The following is an 18328-nucleotide window of genomic DNA, read 5'->3' as shown; positions in this document are numbered from 1 at the left end:
TTAAAAAAATAATCCAAGCATAAATTTCTCACAAAAAGCAAAAATTAACAGAAGTAATTTTATTCTAAAAGAGGTGGAAAGTATGACAGAGAAAAAAGAACAACAAGAGAGTAAAAAACAAAAGCATATGTTTCCATCACTTCCGGAGAACATTAATTACATTGAAAATAAACTTTCTCATTCTGATGATATAAAAAAATTAGATCTCCCTTTTCAAAACGGAAAAGGAACAATCTTATATATTGAATCTTTAGCAGATCCAAATTTAATTCATCAATTAGCTCTTGAACCATTATTAACTCGATCGGATCTGTCCTTAGATAAAGCCTTTTCCACATTAAATATGAAAAAAGAAACGAATTTAAATTATGGAGTACAGGTTTTATTACAAGGTAAATCCTTATATTTTCATGAACATGTCAATAGTTTTTGTATTTTCGAAACAGCTTTATCTTTAAAGAGAGATATAGCAGAGCCTGATAATGAAGGAATTGTGCGCGGTCCACATACTGGTTTTGTAGAGGATCTAGCAACGAATTTAACCTCTATTCGCAAACTCATTAAGAGTCCAAATTTAGTTGTTAAGTACTTTACAATCGGTGAAGAGATGCACACGAAAGTGGCAATTGCTTATATGCAAAATATAGCCAATGACGATCTAGTTGCCGAAGTGAAAAGAAGGTTAGAAAAAATTAAGACAGATGCACTTATGCCTCCAGGATACATACAAGAATTCATAGAGGATACGTCCTTCTCGCCATTTCCGCAGCAATTAAATACAGAGCGTCCAGATAGGACCGCTGCTAATTTAATGGAAGGACGGGTTGCAATTTTATCTGATGGGGACCCAACAGCGCTCATCGTACCTGTTACGTTATTCGCTTTTTATCAATCACCAGATGATTATAATAACCGCTGGATTGTAGGTTCTTTCGTCCGAATGATTCGCTTAGTAAGTTTTTTAATTGCCTTTCTCTTGCCAGCTTTATATATTGCAACTGTCGCTTTTCATCCTGATGTGTTACCGCTCGAACTTGTGTATACAATTAAAGCTTCATTAGAGAAAGTACCGCTTCCTCCTATTTTTGAAGCTCTCTTAATGGAATTAATCTTTGAATTGTTACGCGAAGCTGGTATTCGCTTGCCGAGCCGAGTGGGACAAACAATCGGTATTGTAGGTGGTTTAGTAATTGGTGATGCAATTGTAAAGGCTGGGCTTGTTTCTTACACAATGATTATCGTTGTAGCTTTAACTGCAATTTCATCTTTTCTCGTTCCATCAAATGATATGAGCTCAGCAGTTCGCATTCTTCGTTTTCCATTAATGCTTCTTGCTGCTATATTCGGATATTTAGGAATATCATTCGGTCTCATTATAACTTTTGTTCATTTATGTCAGCTACATTCATTTCATACACCATATCTTTCTCCTGTTGCCCCGATGCGGATAAAAGATATGAAAGATTCTTTCGTAAGACTACCAATTTGGTCATTTTGGGAAAGACCACATGATCCAAAGCCGAAAAAAATGCAACGCCAACATGTAACGAGAGAGGATGAGGACGGTGACAAACACGCAAAGTAAAATTTCACTAGTTCAATTTACCTTTTTCGTTATTCAATGCCAAATCGGAGTGGGCATACTTTCTCTACCGAACCGTCTTCACCTAATAGCAAAAGGTGGTGGATGGATTTCTGCTCTTATCGCTGGTCTGGCAATTCAACTTATTATTTTACTTATGTGGCTTTTCTTAAAACGATTTCCTGATGCAAATATGTATGAAAGTGTTTGTATGCTATTTGGTAATAAGTTTGGAAAACTATTAGGTTTTGCTTATGTTTTTTATTTTACACTTATCGGTATGACGGTTATGTTAAATGCTTGTAATGTCATTAAAGTATGGGTTTTACAAGCAACTCCGTGGTCTGCAATTCTCATATTATGTACAGTAGCTTGTTGTTATGTCGCTTATAATACATTTAAAGTCATCGTACGATTTTATGTCATGGCCTCTATTCTCATTATTCCAATGGCCCTTTTAATTGCCCTAGGGTTTTCCCGAGCTGATTTTTCTTATATTTTCCCACTTACAGAGGCTGGGTGGTGGAATATTATTCAAGCATCGAAAGAAACAATTACAGCCATGTATGGTTTTGAAATTATTCTTATTGCCTTTCCAAAAGTAAACGGGAGTTCTGTGGCAAAACTGAAGGCCATTTCTATCGCTAATGGATTTGTAACACTTTTTTATACTTTTACCGTTTGGATTTGCTTTATCGTATTTAGTCCAAAACAAGTTGAGCTTATTCCAGAGCCAGTTGCTTACTTATTACGCTCCTTGCATATTGGAATTATAGACCGAACGGACCTAATCTTCATACCAATTTGGATGATAACTGTCGCTGCCTCTATTGCTAGTTATTATTGTGCTGCTTCTATCGGCATTGGACACATATTCAACCTTGCTAATCATAAAAAAGCTGTTCCAATCGTTGGTATAATTGCTTTTAGTGTAGCCTTATTTATAGATACACCTGAAGAATTAAAAGTAATTGCAACTTTCACTGATAAGTTTACCTATATTTTCATCGTTGTCCTCCCTCTTTTATTTCTACTTTATTCAGTAATAAGAAAGAAGAAAGGAGAACAATATGTTCCAAAAAAGAGTTAAATTACTTTTTATATTATGTACTAGTTCCCTCCTTTCTGGCTGTTGGGATCAAGAACCATTAAGAGAAGCGAGATTAGCTTATAGTATTGGAGCTGATATTACGGAAGAGAATAAACTCCAGCAAACAATCGAGCTCGTAAAAAGTTCAAGCGGAGAACAATCTTCATTCGAGAATGAAATACATTCAGCAACCGGGCATAACATAAGAGATACAAGCGATTCCCTAAAAAAAAATGTGACTGGAAATATTCGCTATTTTAAATATGGTGTTCAATTACTAGGAACCAAAATTCTAAAAAAAGGGATACTACCCTATTTAGATGTCAGTTTTCGGGATCCAACAAATCCAACTGCTTTAGTAAAGCTTATTGCAGTAGATGGTGAAACGTCCGAGGTACTCGAAAAAAAGAAAGTAGGAAATTTATTAATTGGAGATTTTTTAAAGAAAAAAGTGAAAAGCTTAGAAGATATGAGTGTATTTCCAAAAGAAACTTTAGAAACAGCTGCTACAAAAATGTTAGACCCCGGTAAAGACTTTATACTCCCTTCCATAAAAATAAAAGGAAAAGAAGTAATTACAAACGGGTTAGCTTTATTTAACAATGATAAATTAACTGGGCATTTACCTTTGAAACAATCGGTTTTATTCGTATTATTAACCGGAAAAATGGGAACAAGTGCGCGTATAACCCAAAAGCTTACTAGCGAGAAATCAGAGAAGACATCTGATTATTTAACAATGGAAATTAGCAATCGAAAGTTAAAACGAGACTTAAAAATAACGACAGATAAAAAAGGAAATGTTTATGCTCACATTAAACTACAACTAAAAGTGATAGCGCTTGAAGCTCCAAGAGATAACCTTTATAAAATGGATGAAAGAAAAAAACTAAATAAAGAATTGTCTAAACAGCTTACGAAAGAAGCTAAAAAGATAACTAACAAGCTACAAAAAGCTAACTGTGATGCTTTCGGTATCGGAAGACACCTTATCGCCTATCACCCTGACTTATGGAAGAAAAAAAATTGGAATAAAGATTATGCAAAAGTAAAATTCAAACCTGAGGTAGATGTAAATATTTTGTATAGTGGTGTCTTAAAATAAAAAGGTTGTATGCCGCTCGGGCATACAACCTTTTTATTTCGTATATCGATACACAATTGATTCATATGGTCTTAAGTTAAGTTTTGTAATATCCTTGCTGCAATCTTTATAATTCGACAGTAGTACCTCTTGTTTCATTCCATCTAATTGAACATGAGCTGGTACAGAATACTTTATTTCTTCTCCATAGAAGTTATTGATAACAAGTAATATCTCATCATTTACAGTACGTGTATATGCCCAAATCTTAGGATGATTCTTATCTAAAATAGCATATTCTCCTTCTGTCATAACATCATATGTTTTTCTTAGTTCAATTAGTTTTTTATAATGATAAAATACAGACTCTTTATCGGCTAGTGCCTTCTCTACGTTTATTTCTTTAAAATTTTTAGCCGCTGAAATCCAAGGTGTACTTGTTGTAAACCCGCTATTTATTTCTTCATTCCACTGCATCGGAGTGCGAGAGTTGTCACGAGATTTTTGCTTTAAAATCCCGATAATATCTTCTTTTGATAGCCCTTCTTTTAGCTTTATATCGTATATATTTAACGATTCCACATCACGATATTGCTCGATGGACTCAAATTTAGGATTCGTCATACCGATTTCTTCCCCCTGATAAATATAAGGCGTTCCTTGCAGCATGTGCATAGCTGTCGCTAACATTTTTGCAGATTCGTTTCGGTACTTTCCATCATCACCAAAGCGTGACACAATGCGAGGCTGGTCATGATTACACCAAAATAACGCATTCCATCCTCCGCCCTTTTGCATTTCAATTTGCCAGTTAGACATAATCTCTTTTAATTTAATGAAATCAAACTCTGCTTTCTTCCACTTATCACCATTCGGATAATCTACTTTTAAATGATGGAAACTAAACGTCATGCTCAGTTCATTGCGCTCAGGATTAGAATATTTAATACAATTATCAATTGTCGTAGAAGACATTTCTCCAACTGTAATTACATCTTTTCCTGCAAAAACATTGCGGTTCATCTCTTGTAAATATTCATGAACACGCGGGCCATCTGTATAATACTTGCGTCCATCACTTGTCGCAGTATTACCTTCATCGTTTAAGAAGCATTGGTCTTTTGAAATTAAATTAATGACATCTAATCGGAATCCCGTTACCCCTTTATCCAGCCAAAAGCGCATCATATCATATACTTCTTCACGAAGTTTTTCATTTTCCCAATTCAAATCAGCTTGTGTTTCATCAAATAAATGTAAATAATATTGCTCCGTCTTCTCATCATATTTCCAAGCAGATCCACCAAACTTAGACTGCCAATTATTTTTTTCATCACGCCAAATATAGTAATTACGATATGGACTATTTTTATCTTCCTTCGCTTCTTTAAACCACTTATGTTCAGTCGAACTATGATTTACAACAATATCAAGCATAATCTCAATGTTACGTACTTTCGCTTCTGCTAAAAGTTCTTCAAACTCTTCCATCGTTCCGTAAGATGGATCAATGCTGTAGTAATCACTTACATCATATCCATTATCATTTTGTGGTGATTGGTATATCGGTGTTAACCATATATAATCCACTCCGAGTTCTTTTAAATAATCTAGTTTCTCTGTAACCCCTTTTATATCCCCGGTTTCCCTATTGTAATAACTATTAAAGCTCTTCGGATAAATTTGATAGACTACACTTTTATGCCAATCCTTCATGTTTAACTTCCTCCTACTTCTGTTTGACTCTTTTTGCAAATAACCATGTTAAAGTAAATGGGATTACAACTGCGATAATCATTCCGACAATAAACATTGGAATCGATTTCGGAATGATAGAAATAAATGCTGGCAATCCGCCAATTCCGATAGCAGGTGCTAATACACCATTTAATGTAATGAATATCGCTGCCACAGCAGACCCTATAATCGCTGCATAAAACGGGAACTTATTTCGTAAATTCACACCAAACATCGCTGGTTCTGTAATACCGAAGTATGCTGAAATGGCTGATGTTGATGCCATACTTTTATCATTTTGATTTTTAGAAATCCAGAACATCGCAAGTGCCGCACTACCTTGGGCAATGTTAGAAAGAGCAATCATCGGCCAAATAAATGTACCGCCATGTTGTGCAATCAATTGTAAATCAATTGCAATAAACATATGATGCATACCTGTAATTACAAGCGGTGCATATAATGCTCCAAATAATACTGCTCCAACTACTGGTACTGTTTCATATACACCTACTAATCCTACTGTTAATAAATCTCCAATATGACGTGTAACCGGACCGATAATTCCTAATGCTAACACACCTGTCACAACGATTGTTGTAATTGGTACAACTAATAATTGAATTGCATTTGGTACATGTTTCTTTAAGAAAATTTCTACTTTACTTAATACAAATGCTGCTACTAAAACAGGTAAAATTTGTCCTTGATATCCTACCTTCTCAATTTGGAACAGTCCTAGAATATTGAAGTACTCAATCTTTTGCCCCTCTAAACCAGTCGCTGCTTTTCCATAATCCCAAGCGTTTAATAAGGCCGGGTGCACAAGCATTAATCCCATAACAATCCCTAGTATTGGACTACCACCAAAACGCTTCGTTGCTGACCACCCGACAAGTGCTGGTAAGAATACGAATGCTGTATTGGCCATCATATTAATTAAATCCCAAAGCCCGCCTAAGTTTGGATAAACATCTAATAAATTTTTCCCATCAAAAAATAAGTCCTTTGCGCCTAATAGGTTGTTAATACCCATTAGTAAACCAGCTGTTACGATCGCTGGTAATATTGGCATAAATACATCCGAAAATATTTTTACAAACTTTTGAGCTGGATTTAACTTTTGGTTACCTGAATCTTTTACGTCAGCTACAGTCGATTCTTTCATACCCGCAAGCGTTATCAATTCCGCATATACTCGATCTACATCCCCTGGACCAATTACAATTTGAAATATCCCAGCGTTATGAAAAGCTCCTTTCACTAATGAAACAGACTGTAATTTATCATTATCTATTTTACTTTCATCTTTTAAAGCGATACGGAGCCTCGTCACACAGTGCGCAGCTTGTTCAATATTGTCTTTCCCACCAATATACTGCAACACTTCCTCTGCTGTTTTACGATAGTCTTTCCCCATATTCCCGTCCCTCTTTTCTTTTTTTGATACCGTTTACAATTACATATTAACTCGTATATATAAGTTAGTCAACACTCGTATGTACGAGTTTGTGTTTTTTTTATAAAAAAAAGAGATGAAACAATATTTTGTTCCACCTCTTTACTTCCTACGTGCCACATCCGAAAAGTGAAAAATATCTAAGCGGTGGCGTGATTCTGTATATTCAAACTGACTTCCATCATACAAATGTGTAAAGTTTTTCACAACGACAACATAGTCTGTTCCATTTAAATCTAAATACTTTCTGTCATCCTCTGTACATGGCTGTACTTCAATTACCCTCTGTGAATAACTAATATGTAGCCCAAGCTCTTTCTCAATGTATTTATAAATCGATGTAGCTGCAATTTCTCTCGTTAAGCCTGGAATATATTCCGATACAAAATGGTTTATATCTAAAATTACTTTTTCTCCATCAATATTTCGTACACGTTTAATATGGTCAATCACTGTTTTTTCTTTCACGTTTAATAACTTTGCTACGTCTTTCGTCGCTTCAATTTTCTCCATTTCTACGACGTCTGTAATACAATGACGCCCTAAACGTTCATTTTCTTCTTGGAAACTTACAATACCACCAAAATTAAATTCAATATTTTTTCGCTTTAAAACAAACACACCTTTTCCGTGAATTTTTTGTACATATCCACGCTCTTGCAGTAAATCTACCGCTTTTCTTACCGTGCCTCGGCTTGCCTCATACTGCTTCATTAATTCTGTTTCTGATGGGATTTTGCATCCCTCTTTTAATTGTTTATTATCAATAGATTTACTGATTTCTGTATAAATTTGTTCATACTTACTCATCATCTACAATAGCCCCTTGTCACCTTATAATTCTATATGTATTATAACATGCTTCACTCTTCTGCCAATCTCTCACTTATTTTCCATTACAAGAAAAATATAGGTAAATATTTAATCTTTAAAACGTATTTTTATAAAATTTTTTATATTTTTCTTTTCATTCAAAAAAACATGTAGTATACTAACTTCAAAATCAGAGGAGAAAGGGAGCAAAGAACTATGCTTACTTATACAACAACTGTAGTTACATTTGCACAAAAACATCATCATCATACGTAACCCTTGAAACCTAGCGGAAAAATTACGCGTAGGTACAAGGGTTATTCCCGTTGTACCTACGCTTTGGCGAAAGAGCCATGTAGGTATTTTTTTATCTACATGGCTCTTTTTTTATTGTCAAAAAGCTAGTGAAAAATGATGTTTAAGCAAAACTTACTACAAAGGAGTTAACAAAAATGGAAACGAAAAAATGGGGATTATGGGTTTTAACAGCATTTGTTATCGGGAATATGGTTGGCGGTGGCGTATTTATGCTTCCAGCAAATTTAGCACAAGTATCAGGTCCAATGGGTTCTACACTCGCATGGAGTATTACAGGCCTTGGCGTATTTATGATTGCACTTGTATTTGGAAATTTAGCGATTCGTAAACCAGAATTAAAAGCTGGACCACAAAGCTATGCTCAAGCAATGTTTCCTTCAAAAAAAGCTGGTAAAGTTGCAGGATATAGTATGGCATGGGGATATTGGGCTGCTAACTGGGCTGCAACAGCATCTGTTATTATTTCCTTCGCTGGATATTTATCAACATTCTTTCCAGTTTTACAAAGTAAGCAAATTCTTTTTTCAATAAACGGATTTTCACTAGAACTCGGAAAAGGGTTAACTTTCCTCGTATGTAGCCTTATGCTGTGGGGAATTCAATATATTCTTTCTCAAAATATTGATCGAGCTGGAAATATGAATCTACTTGCTACCATTGCAAAAATTATCGGATTTACAATGTTTATTGTAATTACATTATTCATTTTCAATGCTTCTAATTTCGGAGACGGTCAAACCTTTATGAATGAAGCAGGACAATCAATCTCATTAGGTGGACAAATCAATTCAGCTGCTATTGCAACACTCTGGGCATTTATCGGTATTGAATCAGCAGTTATGCTTTCTAATCGTGCAAAATCACAGCGCGATGTAAAAAAAGCTACGATTTTCGGATTAATTATCGCTCTTCTTATTTACATGTCAATTACTTTACTTACAATGGGAGCTCTTCCGCAAGATGCTTTAAAAGAGTCTCAAAAACCATTAGTAGACGCATTAAATTTAGCAATTGGAAATAAAGGCGCATATATAATGGCTTTACTCGCTCTTATATCTTTATTTGGATCTACAGTTGGCTGGATCGTTGTTAGTTCAGAAGTACCTTACCAGGCAGCAAAAAATGGACTTTTCCCTAAGTTTTTCGGGAAAACAAATAAAAAAGGTAGTCCTTCAAAATCATTATTGATTACAAATGTAATGACGCAAATTTTCTTATTTTCAACGATTTCTGGTACTGTTTCAGAAGCGTATAGTTTCGCTATCGTCGTAGCAACATTAGCCTATTTAATTCCATACCTTGTTTCTACCTTGTACCAATTAAAATTAGTTATTACAGGAGAAACGTATGATATACTGCCAGGATCTCGAGTAAAAGATGGAATCATTACTACATTGGCGTTGGTATACTCTATTTGGGTTATCAAAACGGGAACTGCTGATTTAAAAACATTCTTCTTAGGAATTGGATTATTCGTATTAGGCCTTATTCTCTATCCAGTACTAATGAAAGACTCACAAAAAACGGATTAAATAAAGAGAAGCTGCTGGCTTCTCTTTTTTATTAAAAATCTGTAATTAACTTTTCTTTTAGCTCTCCTACAGATAAAGGTTTCGCATAATAAAATCCCTGTACATAATCACAGCTCATTGATTGTAACAAACTCTCTTGCTCTACTGTTTCTACTCCTTCAGCAACTACTGCTAAATTTAAACTATGAGCAATTTCGATAACGGATTTTACAATCGTTCGTTCTGGTTGTGCGTGATCATAATGAAATTCACGAATAAAATTACGATCAATTTTTACAATATCCAGTGGTAGTTGTTTTAAATAATATAAGGAAGAATAGCCAGTTCCGAAATCATCCAAAGCAATTAAAACACCCATATTTCTTAATTCTTGTAATGTAGCAATAATATAATCAAAATGGCGGACTGCAATGCTTTCCGTTATTTCTAATATTAAACGGTTCGGAGGAAAACCAGTTCTCTTTAAAATGCTACGTACGGACAAAATAAAACGTTTCTGCATTAATTGTTGTATAGATAAATTCACAGATAACTTTAGTCCTTCTTGATAATTTGGCAATGTTTTAAACAAGCGACATGATTTTTCTAATACCCAGTCTCCTAGCTTTATAATAAGTCCAGACTCTTCAGCTACAGGGATAAATTCGCTTGGTGAAATAGGTCCGTCTTCTGTCATACAACGTACTAGAGCTTCTATACCAGAATATCTCTTCGTTTTCAAATCAATAATAGGCTGCAATGCTACATCTAACTCTTCGTCACGAATTGCCTTTTGCAAAGCAAACTCAACTTTCATTCTACGATTTATTTTCGCACGTAGCTCATCTGTAAAGAAACATGCAGCGTTTCTCCCCTGTTCTTTTGCACTATACATAGCTAAGTCAGAGTTTTTCAATAAAGTTTCCACATCTTGTCCGTCTTGTGGATAAGAACAAAGTCCTAGACTAGCTGAAATGTATACTTCATGGCCTTCCAGCATAAATGGTGCCTGAAAACATGACAACACAGATGTCGCTAACTGACTCATATCATCTTGTCTATGATTTTTTGTTAACAGCACAAATTCGTCGCCACCTAGCCTAGCCAGAACATCTTTCTCTCCTAGTACATAATGCAACCTTGAAGCAACTTCGCTTAAAAGTAAATCCCCTATCATATGACCTAATGTATCATTTACTAATTTAAAACGATCCAAATCAAAGTAAATCATACCAAATTCTTTTTTATCTGCAATCAATTTATTAACGGTCGTTATTAATTGTAAACGGTTAGGCAAACTCGTTAAGGCATCATGATAGGCAAGTTCCCTATAACGACTTTCACTTAGCCGCAATCTATGTTCCGCTTCTTTTCTACTACTAATATCATTTCGAATTGCGATAAACTGGTATGGCTCTCCTTTTTCATTTAAAAATGGAACAATTGTTGTTTTGACCCAATAATATGTACCATCTTTTGCTCGATTCCGAATCTCACCTGTCCATACTTTCCCATTCAAAATACGTTTCCATAATTCTTGAAAAAAGTTTTTTGGATGATGTCCTGAATTTAAAATACGGTGATCTTTTCCAATTAATTCTTCTCTTTTGTATTTAGAGATTTCACAAAATTTATCATTTACATATGTAATAAGACCTTTTCGATCTGTAATTGCAACAATTGAAGACTCATCTAATGCTAACTTTAAATCTCGCAATGAAGAGTCATATAATGCATGACCTCTCTGTTCTAGCATGCGCATCTCTCCTTGCTTCTATCTGACTAAAACACAACCTGTTTCTCTTCATAGAAATAGAGATATTTCATTTTCTAATACTAGCCCATTACATAAATTATCTTTTTAAATAGACCGATTAAAATAACATAATATTATTTGTAATAAAAAGCAATATTATACCGTTCCAATTATAACTAGTAGCTTCTCATCTCCCTAATGATTTCGCGCCTTATTATACTGCAATCTCTTTAAGTGGCTCTATGCAAGCCTTGTTTCCAACTAATACCACTCACATCTGATCTCTTTGTTTTTAATAACGAAATAGAAATTAGACCATACTACATAACTATTCACGAATAATAATATAAAACTCTATATCAATGTATATGTTTTTGAATTACAATAACAAAATATTAACATATTTTCACCTTAATTTTGGAAGTATTTTATAAATAAATACCGTATTAAACTAAAAAAGAGGATAGCCTCTTTTTTAGTTTAATACGAATATGGTATTTGCTGATAACCTGGGTATGGCATTGGATACGTTACAGGGTATGGTGATGGATAAGCTACTGGATATGGAGCTGGATAATATCCTCCACTTGTTGCACCTGTTAATGCACCAGCTGTCAGTCCGCCTAACACTCCTCCTGCAAAGCTTCCAGGGAAAAATCCGCCTCCCCATGAACTACCACCACCCCAGCCCCATCCGCCTCCGTGATGATGATGGTGATCATAGTGATGATGTCCGCCGTTATGATTGTGCCCACCATGATTGTGTCCTCCATGATGATGATTTCGATAATAAAATCCATTATTTTCTATATAATTCATGCTTCTCCGCTCCTTTTCGATTTTTTCATTTTCATATGCGTTAAGAGTGGGATAAAAAATGGGATAGTACACTGTATGTAGGACAAATGCGGAAAGTATAGGTGAAATGTCTATATTTTGTAAAAAAAGCAAAACACCTTATAATAAAGATGTCATATTACATCTTCTATTTAAGAAGTCTATATTGAAAAAAGATTAGGGGAATTATATAGAAATGAAGAAGCCTATCGTTCAATTACTATTAATATTTATAATTGTATCTATCGTTCTGTTCCTATTAAATACATCGTATATTTCGTTATATACATTTGTCGGTGCCCTATGGTCCATCACAATCGTAGGAATTTCATTCGTTATTTTTATAGAAAATAGATCTCCACAAAGTACATTAGCGTGGTTTTTAGTATTAGCACTTCTTCCTATTATAGGTGTGCTTTTATACGCTATTTTCGGGCGCAGCCGCTGGAGAAGAAAAAAACATCTCCATCGTTCAGAAGAACAAAGAAAATTATTCCGTGAAATATTAGAAGGAAGAAGACTAGAGTTATTACTCACAGTCCCACTAAATGAACGTTCCATACATTTAACAGAAGTCATACAAAAATTTGGAGGCGGTCCTGTCGCAGATAGAACAACTACAAAACTTTTAACAAACGGAGATCAAACATTTTCAGAAATTTTGCGAGCTATAGATCAGGCAAAACATCATATACATATTCAATACTACATTTATAAATCTGATGAAATTGGTACAAAAGTTCGAGATGCTTTAATACAAAAAGCAAAAGATGGTGTTATTGTACGTTTCCTTTATGATGGTCTTGGAAGTAATACGTTAAGAAGACGATTTTTGCAACCTATGAAAGAAGCTGGGATTGAAATAGTAGAATTTGACCCTATTTTTTCAGCTTGGTTACTTGAAACGGTCAATTATCGTAACCATCGAAAAATCGTTATTGTAGATGGAAAAATTGGTTTTACCGGAGGACTCAACGTCGGTGATGAATATCTTGGCCGTTCCAAGAAATTTCCTGTTTGGCGTGATAGTCATTTAAAGATAGAAGGAAAAGCATTATATAAATTACAAGCAATCTTTCTAGAAGACTGGCTCTATGCCTCTAGTGGTTTAAATACTTATTCCTGGGATCAATTCATGAATAGACAATACTTCCCAGGTAAAGAGATTTCAAATGCAGAAGGTGCTGTTCAAATCGTAGCAAGTGGACCAAGCTCCGATGATAAAAGTATTCGTAATACATTATTAGCTGTTATGGGCTCTGCAAAAAAATCCATTTGGATCGCTACCCCCTACTTTATTCCAGATCAAGAAACTTTAACATTATTACGCTTAAGTGCAATTGCCGGAATAGATGTACGGATTTTATATCCAGGTAAAAGTGATAGCATCATTAGTGATCAAGCATCTCAATCCTATTTCACTCCGCTTTTAAAAGCTGGTGCTTCTATTTACAGTTATAAAGATGGTTTTATGCATGCAAAAATTGTACTCGTTGATGATACAATTGCAACTATTGGAACAGCGAACATGGATGTACGTAGCTTTGAATTGAATTACGAAATTATTAGCGTACTTTATGAATCAAAAACAGTTCACGATATTAAACGTGATTTTGAAGAAGATTTTAAACATTCAACTGAAATTAAATGGAACTCTTTCCAAAAAAGAAGTATAAAAAAACGCATATTGGAGTCTTTCATGAGGCTCATTTCTCCTTTACTGTAGGCAATCAACTTCATCTTGATTGCTTTTTCTTTTCCCTTTATCCTCCTTCCTTTTCTTTGCATACCATATTAAAACAAGTTATCATAAGATGTATTACTTTATGAAAATAATGTTAGGTGGGAAATACATGTTAGAACAATTTCATATACATGCTGATTTAAAACAACAGCTTTCTACGATTCATGAAAAGAATAAACAAGAAGCTGGTGAAAATGCACATTTAATCGGAACGAAAATATATAAAGCGTCTGATAATAGCATTATTGAAGATGCAATTACAGCACTTCTTCTTGGCAAGAACATTCTATTAAAAGGACCGACTGGTAGTGGTAAAACAGTACTAGCGGAAACTCTTTCTTCTTTATTCCAAAAACCAATGCATAGCATTAACTGCTCTGTCGACTTAGATGTAGAGGGTATTTTAGGATACAACACACTACAAACGAAAGATGGTGCATCTGAAGTTTCATTCGTTAACGGTCCTCTTATGAAAGCAATGAAGAACGGTCACTTCCTATATATTGACGAAATCAATATGGCAAAACCTGAAACTTTACCGCTACTTCACGGCGCATTAGATTACCGTAAAATGATTACAAACCCATTTACACAAGAGGTTGTATTCGGTGATGACGAATACCGTGTAATTGCTGCGATTAACGAAGGTTACGTTGGAACAAGTGAGCTAAATGAAGCATTAAAAAACCGTTTCGTTATTATTGAAGTTCCTTACATTCAAGGTGACACATTAAAAGAACTATTATTAGCAGAATCAAAATTAAATGATGTTGCAACAATTGAAAAGTTTGTTGCATTTGCAAGCGACCTTATGCCTTTAGCTCGCGATGGACGTGTAAGTGAAGAAGCAGCAAGTATTCGTGGTATTATCGACGCATGTGATTTAGGTGTATATATTCCTGTTATGCGAGCGATTGAACGAAGCATAATTGCAAAACTTAATGATGAAACAGAACAAATGACTGTCCGTGAATTAGCAGAAAGTTATTTCTTTGAGGGATAATTTATGAGACAAATTTTTAGTGACAAAAAAATTGATGCGTCGCTGTTTCTACAAATGGAAAATTTAATGTATGCCCTTCTAAAAGAAGACGATGCCTATCTTGAATATGGCTATAAAGCATACTACGACGAAATTGAAAAGAAAGTTGTCATTAGTCACTTTTGGGATGATCGAAAAGAAGAAGATACAGTAATCGGATTAAAAAGCGAAGTGTTCTTAAAAGCACTTGGTAATAAACATTACTCGGACATGACTTTAATTCGTTCTTATGCGATTGAATTGCAAGAATCGCCCCTAAAAAAGTTTTTAACACAATTATTTGTTCTATTAGAAGATTTACGCGTTGAGGAAATCGTAAAGAACTTACGTCCTGGCACGAAGCATGTTTTTAAACGTCGAAAAGAAATGTACCGCAACTATTTCGGCTCTCAAAATGAAATAAACCGCGTTCGTAATTATCACGGTGATCGTCTATTTTGCCTATGCTATCTTTCATTAACGAGCGATAAATATGAAATGTTTAATAATGAATATTTTGAGCAAATTGAAGCGATTTTACATGAAACATTCCAAGCACGTAACACAGAAGATATTATGTATATCGTTGAGAAAATTCGCTATCGCTTAGAGGCGCTTCTTGAAAGTGATATGCTTAACAACTATTTCGGACATGCTCCACTTTACTTATCTGTCCTTGCAGACGAAAAGAACTGTCGCGTCGAAGATTTAGCAAATGATGATACGCAGCTTATAGATGACGATGAAAATAAAAACAAAATGGATGAAAGTTTCTCCACATGGCATCGTGAAAATAAAAATAACGAAAACGAGAACTTTTTACGCTTTGAATTAGAAAGCGGAACAAAAACTAATATGATGGGTGATACTGCCCGTGAATCAGAAGATGGCGACCAAGCACTTGGTTCTGTACAAGGTACTTCACAAAAAAGTACACAATCCAACTTTGATGGCGCTGATACAGAAGAAGCAAGGGCTTCACACGCTTCTAGCCAGCACGACGGTGCATACGGTAAGTATAATGTAGGTGCTTCTCATACATTTAAAGAAGCTCGCAAACCAAACTCAGATGAGAAAAAAGATTACCAAGCTATCAAATCAGTCGTTAATAAAGATGTAAAAGAATTAAAGAAAATTATCGAAAAAACAATTGAAAATAAAACGAATGCGAATAGCGATAAATATTACGGAAGACTTCGTAAGAAATTCCTTCGTATTTATACCGAAAAACAACCGCGTATGTTTTATAAAAAAGGACAAGAGTCACAAGAACTCGATGTTGCATTCCAACTGTTAGTTGACTGTTCTGGTTCTATGTATAACAAAATGGAAGAAACGAAGAAGAGTGTTGTACTATTCCATGAAGCTTTAAAATCTTTAAAAATCCCACACGCTATTAGCGGATTTTGGGAAGATGCCTCTAGCGCTAAACCTGAAGATAAACCAAACGTTATCCATGAAGTTGTAAATTATAAAAACTCAACGTTACCAAACGTTGGTCCAGAAATTATGCAACTTCGTGAAGAAGAAGATAACCGCGACGGATATATTATTCGTATCGTTTCTGAAAAACTTGCCAAAAGACCTGAGAAACATAAATTCTTACTAGTCTTCACAGACGGTGAGCCTTCTGCGCTAGACTATCAACAAGACGGAATTTTAGATACGCATGAAGCTGTTAAACTCGCGCGTAAAAGTGGTATGGAAGTAATCGGTATCTTCATCGAAGAAGGCGAAGCGAAAGAAGCAACTTATCAATTGATGAAAAACATTTATAACCATCACTTCTTAGTTGCAAATCATGCTGAAGATTTACGATTGAAGATTAAACCATTGCTGAAAAAACTATTACTGAAGACGATTGAATAGAAAATAGGAGCCTTGTGGCTCCTATTTTTTCGTTCAATTACTTTGTTTCTGGTTGAAACTTGTACGGAATGGCTACTTCTAATAAAGATTCAAATCCTGCGTCATAGTATGGGAAACGCTCATTCACAATTTTTCGATCCACCCACTCTATTGCAGAAATTTCACCTTCATCTTCCGCAATAAGTTCACCTTTTACTACATTCGCTCGGAATGTAAAAAATAGTGCATGATTCCCTGATTCTTCAAAGAATTTTTCATTGATCGCAACAAGTCCACCTAACGTAGCAGTTAAACCTGTCTCTTCTTTCACTTCTCTTATTAGTGCTTCCTCTAATATTTCACCTTTTTCCACAGCCCCGCCTGGCAATGACCAAACATTTTGTTCTACATTATGTACCATTAATATTTTATCTGTTTCTTCGTCATGTATTAGTGCATATACAACGTCAACTCTTTGCACAAGACTTCTCTCCCTCCCAAAATGATGAAGAGCCGATTCCTAAGAATCGACCCTTCCTATTAATTCATCACTAACCCAGCTGTGAGCTTTTTTTTTAACTTATCCAGCATGTCAGTTGTCATTTTGTCTAAATCGTATTCTGCTTTAAAGCCCCACTCTTTCATTGCTGCAGTTGCGTCAATAGAGTTTGGCCAGCTATCAGCGATTGTTTGACGAGCTGGATCTACTGCATAATCCATTGTAAACGTCGGAATGTGTTTACGAATTGACGCTGCAATTTGCTCTGGCTCGAAGCTCATTGCTGTAATGTTAAATGCATTTCTATGCACTAGCTTACTTGGATCAGCTTCCATTAATGAAATGATTGCTTGTAAAGCATCAGGCATATACATCATGTCCATATATGTTCCTTCAGCAATGTATGAGGTGTATGCACCTTTTTTAATCGCCTCATAATAAATTTCAACTGCATAATCAGTCGTTCCGCCTCCTGGAGGAGCTACGTAAGAAATTAAACCTGGGAAACGGACACCGCGCGTATCTACGCCAAACTTTTGATGATAATAATCACATAGTAATTCTCCTGCTACTTTGTTCACCCCATACATCGTAGTAGGACGCTGAATTGTATCTTGCGGTGTATTATCTTTTGGCGTCGATGGACCGAATGCACCGATAGAACTTGGCGTGAAGAACTTACAGTTTAATTCACGAGCTGCTTCTAATGCATTTACAAGTCCACCCATATTTAAATTCCATGCAAATAACGGATTTTTTTCTGCTGTTGCTGAAAGTAAAGCTGCTAAATGAATAATTGTATCTACTTCATTACGCTTTGCGATATCATGTAGTTTTTGTCCATCTGTTACATCTAACGTTTCAAATGGACCAGATGTTACTACTTCACTATCTGTTTCACGAATATCTGTTGCAATAACATTTGATGCGCCGTATACATCACGAAGTTTCATTACTAATTCAGAACCAATTTGCCCTAAAGAACCGGTTACTAGAATTTTTTTCATTTTCCCCACTCCTCATTTGCAA

14 protein-coding genes are annotated in these 18328 nt (G+C 35.1%); 7 read left to right on the top strand and 7 right to left on the bottom strand.

Features of this window, described 5'->3' with window-relative positions; translation table 11 throughout:
• Nucleotides 1-82 precede the first annotated feature (82 nt).
• From gerKA to gerKC, 3 genes are read left to right on the top strand one after another with little or no spacing between them, the layout of a single operon-like run.
• Nucleotides 83-1585, top strand: coding sequence for a spore germination protein GerKA (gene gerKA, locus ACTFRH_RS23640; protein WP_000136664.1), 1503 nt, complete (start codon nt 83-85; stop codon nt 1583-1585).
• A complete protein-coding gene (locus tag ACTFRH_RS23635) occupies nt 1566-2672 on the top strand; it encodes a GerAB/ArcD/ProY family transporter (protein WP_000185767.1) in 1107 nt (368 codons plus the stop codon). The genes gerKA and ACTFRH_RS23635 overlap by 20 nt, the downstream gene beginning before the upstream one ends.
• Nucleotides 2653-3777: a spore germination protein GerKC gene (gene gerKC, locus ACTFRH_RS23630; protein WP_000486845.1), complete on the top strand. Its 1125-nt coding sequence runs from the start codon at nt 2653-2655 to the stop codon at nt 3775-3777. The genes ACTFRH_RS23635 and gerKC overlap by 20 nt, the downstream gene beginning before the upstream one ends.
• 33 nt (nt 3778-3810) lie before the next feature.
• On the opposite strand, the gene treC is transcribed toward gerKC, so the two are convergent.
• The 3 genes from treC to treR form a co-directional block, all read right to left on the bottom strand.
• Nucleotides 3811-5472, bottom strand: a complete 1662-nt coding sequence (gene treC / locus ACTFRH_RS23625) for an alpha,alpha-phosphotrehalase (RefSeq protein ID WP_000656138.1) — start codon at nt 5470-5472, stop codon at nt 3811-3813.
• Nucleotides 5473-5485: 13 nt separating this feature from the next.
• Nucleotides 5486-6913 carry a PTS system trehalose-specific EIIBC component gene (treP, locus tag ACTFRH_RS23620; RefSeq protein ID WP_000513935.1) on the bottom strand — a complete coding sequence of 476 codons (1428 nt, stop codon included), beginning with the start codon at nt 6911-6913 and terminating at the stop codon, nt 5486-5488.
• A gap of 141 nt (nt 6914-7054) precedes the next feature.
• Nucleotides 7055-7765: a trehalose operon repressor gene (treR, locus tag ACTFRH_RS23615; protein WP_000987236.1), complete on the bottom strand. Its 711-nt coding sequence runs from the start codon at nt 7763-7765 to the stop codon at nt 7055-7057.
• Nucleotides 7766-8217: 452 nt separating this feature from the next.
• Here treR and ACTFRH_RS23610 point away from each other — a divergent pair, with 452 nt between their 5' ends.
• Complete coding sequence (locus ACTFRH_RS23610; RefSeq protein ID WP_000448449.1) at nt 8218-9615, top strand: amino acid permease; 1398 nt, start codon at nt 8218-8220, stop codon at nt 9613-9615.
• Between the two features lie 31 nt (nt 9616-9646).
• Here ACTFRH_RS23610 and ACTFRH_RS23605 read toward each other — a convergent pair whose 3' ends face one another.
• Both ACTFRH_RS23605 and ACTFRH_RS23600 read right to left on the bottom strand, forming a co-directional pair.
• A complete protein-coding gene (locus tag ACTFRH_RS23605; RefSeq protein ID WP_000893344.1) occupies nt 9647-11350 on the bottom strand; it encodes a putative bifunctional diguanylate cyclase/phosphodiesterase in 1704 nt (567 codons plus the stop codon).
• A 480-nt stretch (nt 11351-11830) separates the two neighbouring features.
• Entirely contained in the window at nt 11831-12169 is a 339-nt protein-coding gene (locus tag ACTFRH_RS23600; RefSeq protein WP_001106370.1) for a hypothetical protein, read from the bottom strand.
• Nucleotides 12170-12383: 214 nt separating this feature from the next.
• Here ACTFRH_RS23600 and ACTFRH_RS23595 point away from each other — a divergent pair, with 214 nt between their 5' ends.
• From ACTFRH_RS23595 to ACTFRH_RS23585, 3 genes are all read left to right on the top strand, one after another.
• Entirely contained in the window at nt 12384-13913 is a 1530-nt protein-coding gene (locus tag ACTFRH_RS23595) for a cardiolipin synthase (protein ID WP_000743015.1), read from the top strand.
• Between the two features lie 127 nt (nt 13914-14040).
• On the top strand, nt 14041-14934 hold the full coding sequence (locus ACTFRH_RS23590; RefSeq protein WP_000892970.1) for an ATP-binding protein: 894 nt from the start codon (nt 14041-14043) through the stop codon (nt 14932-14934).
• A 3-nt stretch (nt 14935-14937) separates the two neighbouring features.
• Entirely contained in the window at nt 14938-16821 is a 1884-nt protein-coding gene (locus tag ACTFRH_RS23585) for a vWA domain-containing protein (RefSeq protein WP_001248851.1), read from the top strand.
• A 37-nt stretch (nt 16822-16858) separates the two neighbouring features.
• On the opposite strand, the gene ACTFRH_RS23580 is transcribed toward ACTFRH_RS23585, so the two are convergent.
• Nucleotides 16859-17281: an NUDIX hydrolase gene (locus tag ACTFRH_RS23580; protein ID WP_001189943.1), complete on the bottom strand. Its 423-nt coding sequence runs from the start codon at nt 17279-17281 to the stop codon at nt 16859-16861.
• 59 nt (nt 17282-17340) lie between these two features.
• Nucleotides 17341-18306, bottom strand: coding sequence for an L-threonine 3-dehydrogenase (locus ACTFRH_RS23575; RefSeq protein ID WP_000723128.1), 966 nt, complete (start codon nt 18304-18306; stop codon nt 17341-17343).
• Nucleotides 18307-18328 lie beyond the last annotated feature (22 nt).

The organism is Bacillus cereus group sp. MYBK216-1, assembly GCF_051916495.1.
Classification (GTDB): Bacteria; Bacillota; Bacilli; order Bacillales; family Bacillaceae_G; genus Bacillus_A; species Bacillus_A thuringiensis_K.
The sequence above is the reverse complement of the archived record's forward strand: the minus strand, read 5'-3'. Positions and strand labels throughout refer to the sequence as shown.

Bases quoted from the DNA above. Each gene is read 5' to 3' on its own strand.
- ACTFRH_RS23595 (WP_000743015.1), top strand. From the start codon at position 12,384: ATGAAGAAGCCTATCGTTCAATTACTATTAATATTTATAATTGTATCT.
- ACTFRH_RS23585 (WP_001248851.1), top strand. From the start codon at position 14,938: ATGAGACAAATTTTTAGTGACAAAAAAATTGATGCGTCGCTGTTTCTA.
- ACTFRH_RS23575 (WP_000723128.1), bottom strand. From the start codon at position 18,306: ATGAAAAAAATTCTAGTAACCGGTTCTTTAGGGCAAATTGGTTCTGAA.
- gerKA (WP_000136664.1), top strand. From the start codon at position 83: ATGACAGAGAAAAAAGAACAACAAGAGAGTAAAAAACAAAAGCATATG.
- treR (WP_000987236.1), bottom strand. From the start codon at position 7,765: ATGATGAGTAAGTATGAACAAATTTATACAGAAATCAGTAAATCTATT.
- treC (WP_000656138.1), bottom strand. From the start codon at position 5,472: ATGAAGGATTGGCATAAAAGTGTAGTCTATCAAATTTATCCGAAGAGC.
- ACTFRH_RS23590 (WP_000892970.1), top strand. From the start codon at position 14,041: ATGTTAGAACAATTTCATATACATGCTGATTTAAAACAACAGCTTTCT.
- ACTFRH_RS23610 (WP_000448449.1), top strand. From the start codon at position 8,218: ATGGAAACGAAAAAATGGGGATTATGGGTTTTAACAGCATTTGTTATC.
- gerKC (WP_000486845.1), top strand. From the start codon at position 2,653: ATGTTCCAAAAAAGAGTTAAATTACTTTTTATATTATGTACTAGTTCC.
- treP (WP_000513935.1), bottom strand. From the start codon at position 6,913: ATGGGGAAAGACTATCGTAAAACAGCAGAGGAAGTGTTGCAGTATATT.
- ACTFRH_RS23600 (WP_001106370.1), bottom strand. From the start codon at position 12,169: ATGAATTATATAGAAAATAATGGATTTTATTATCGAAATCATCATCAT.
- ACTFRH_RS23605 (WP_000893344.1), bottom strand. From the start codon at position 11,350: ATGCTAGAACAGAGAGGTCATGCATTATATGACTCTTCATTGCGAGAT.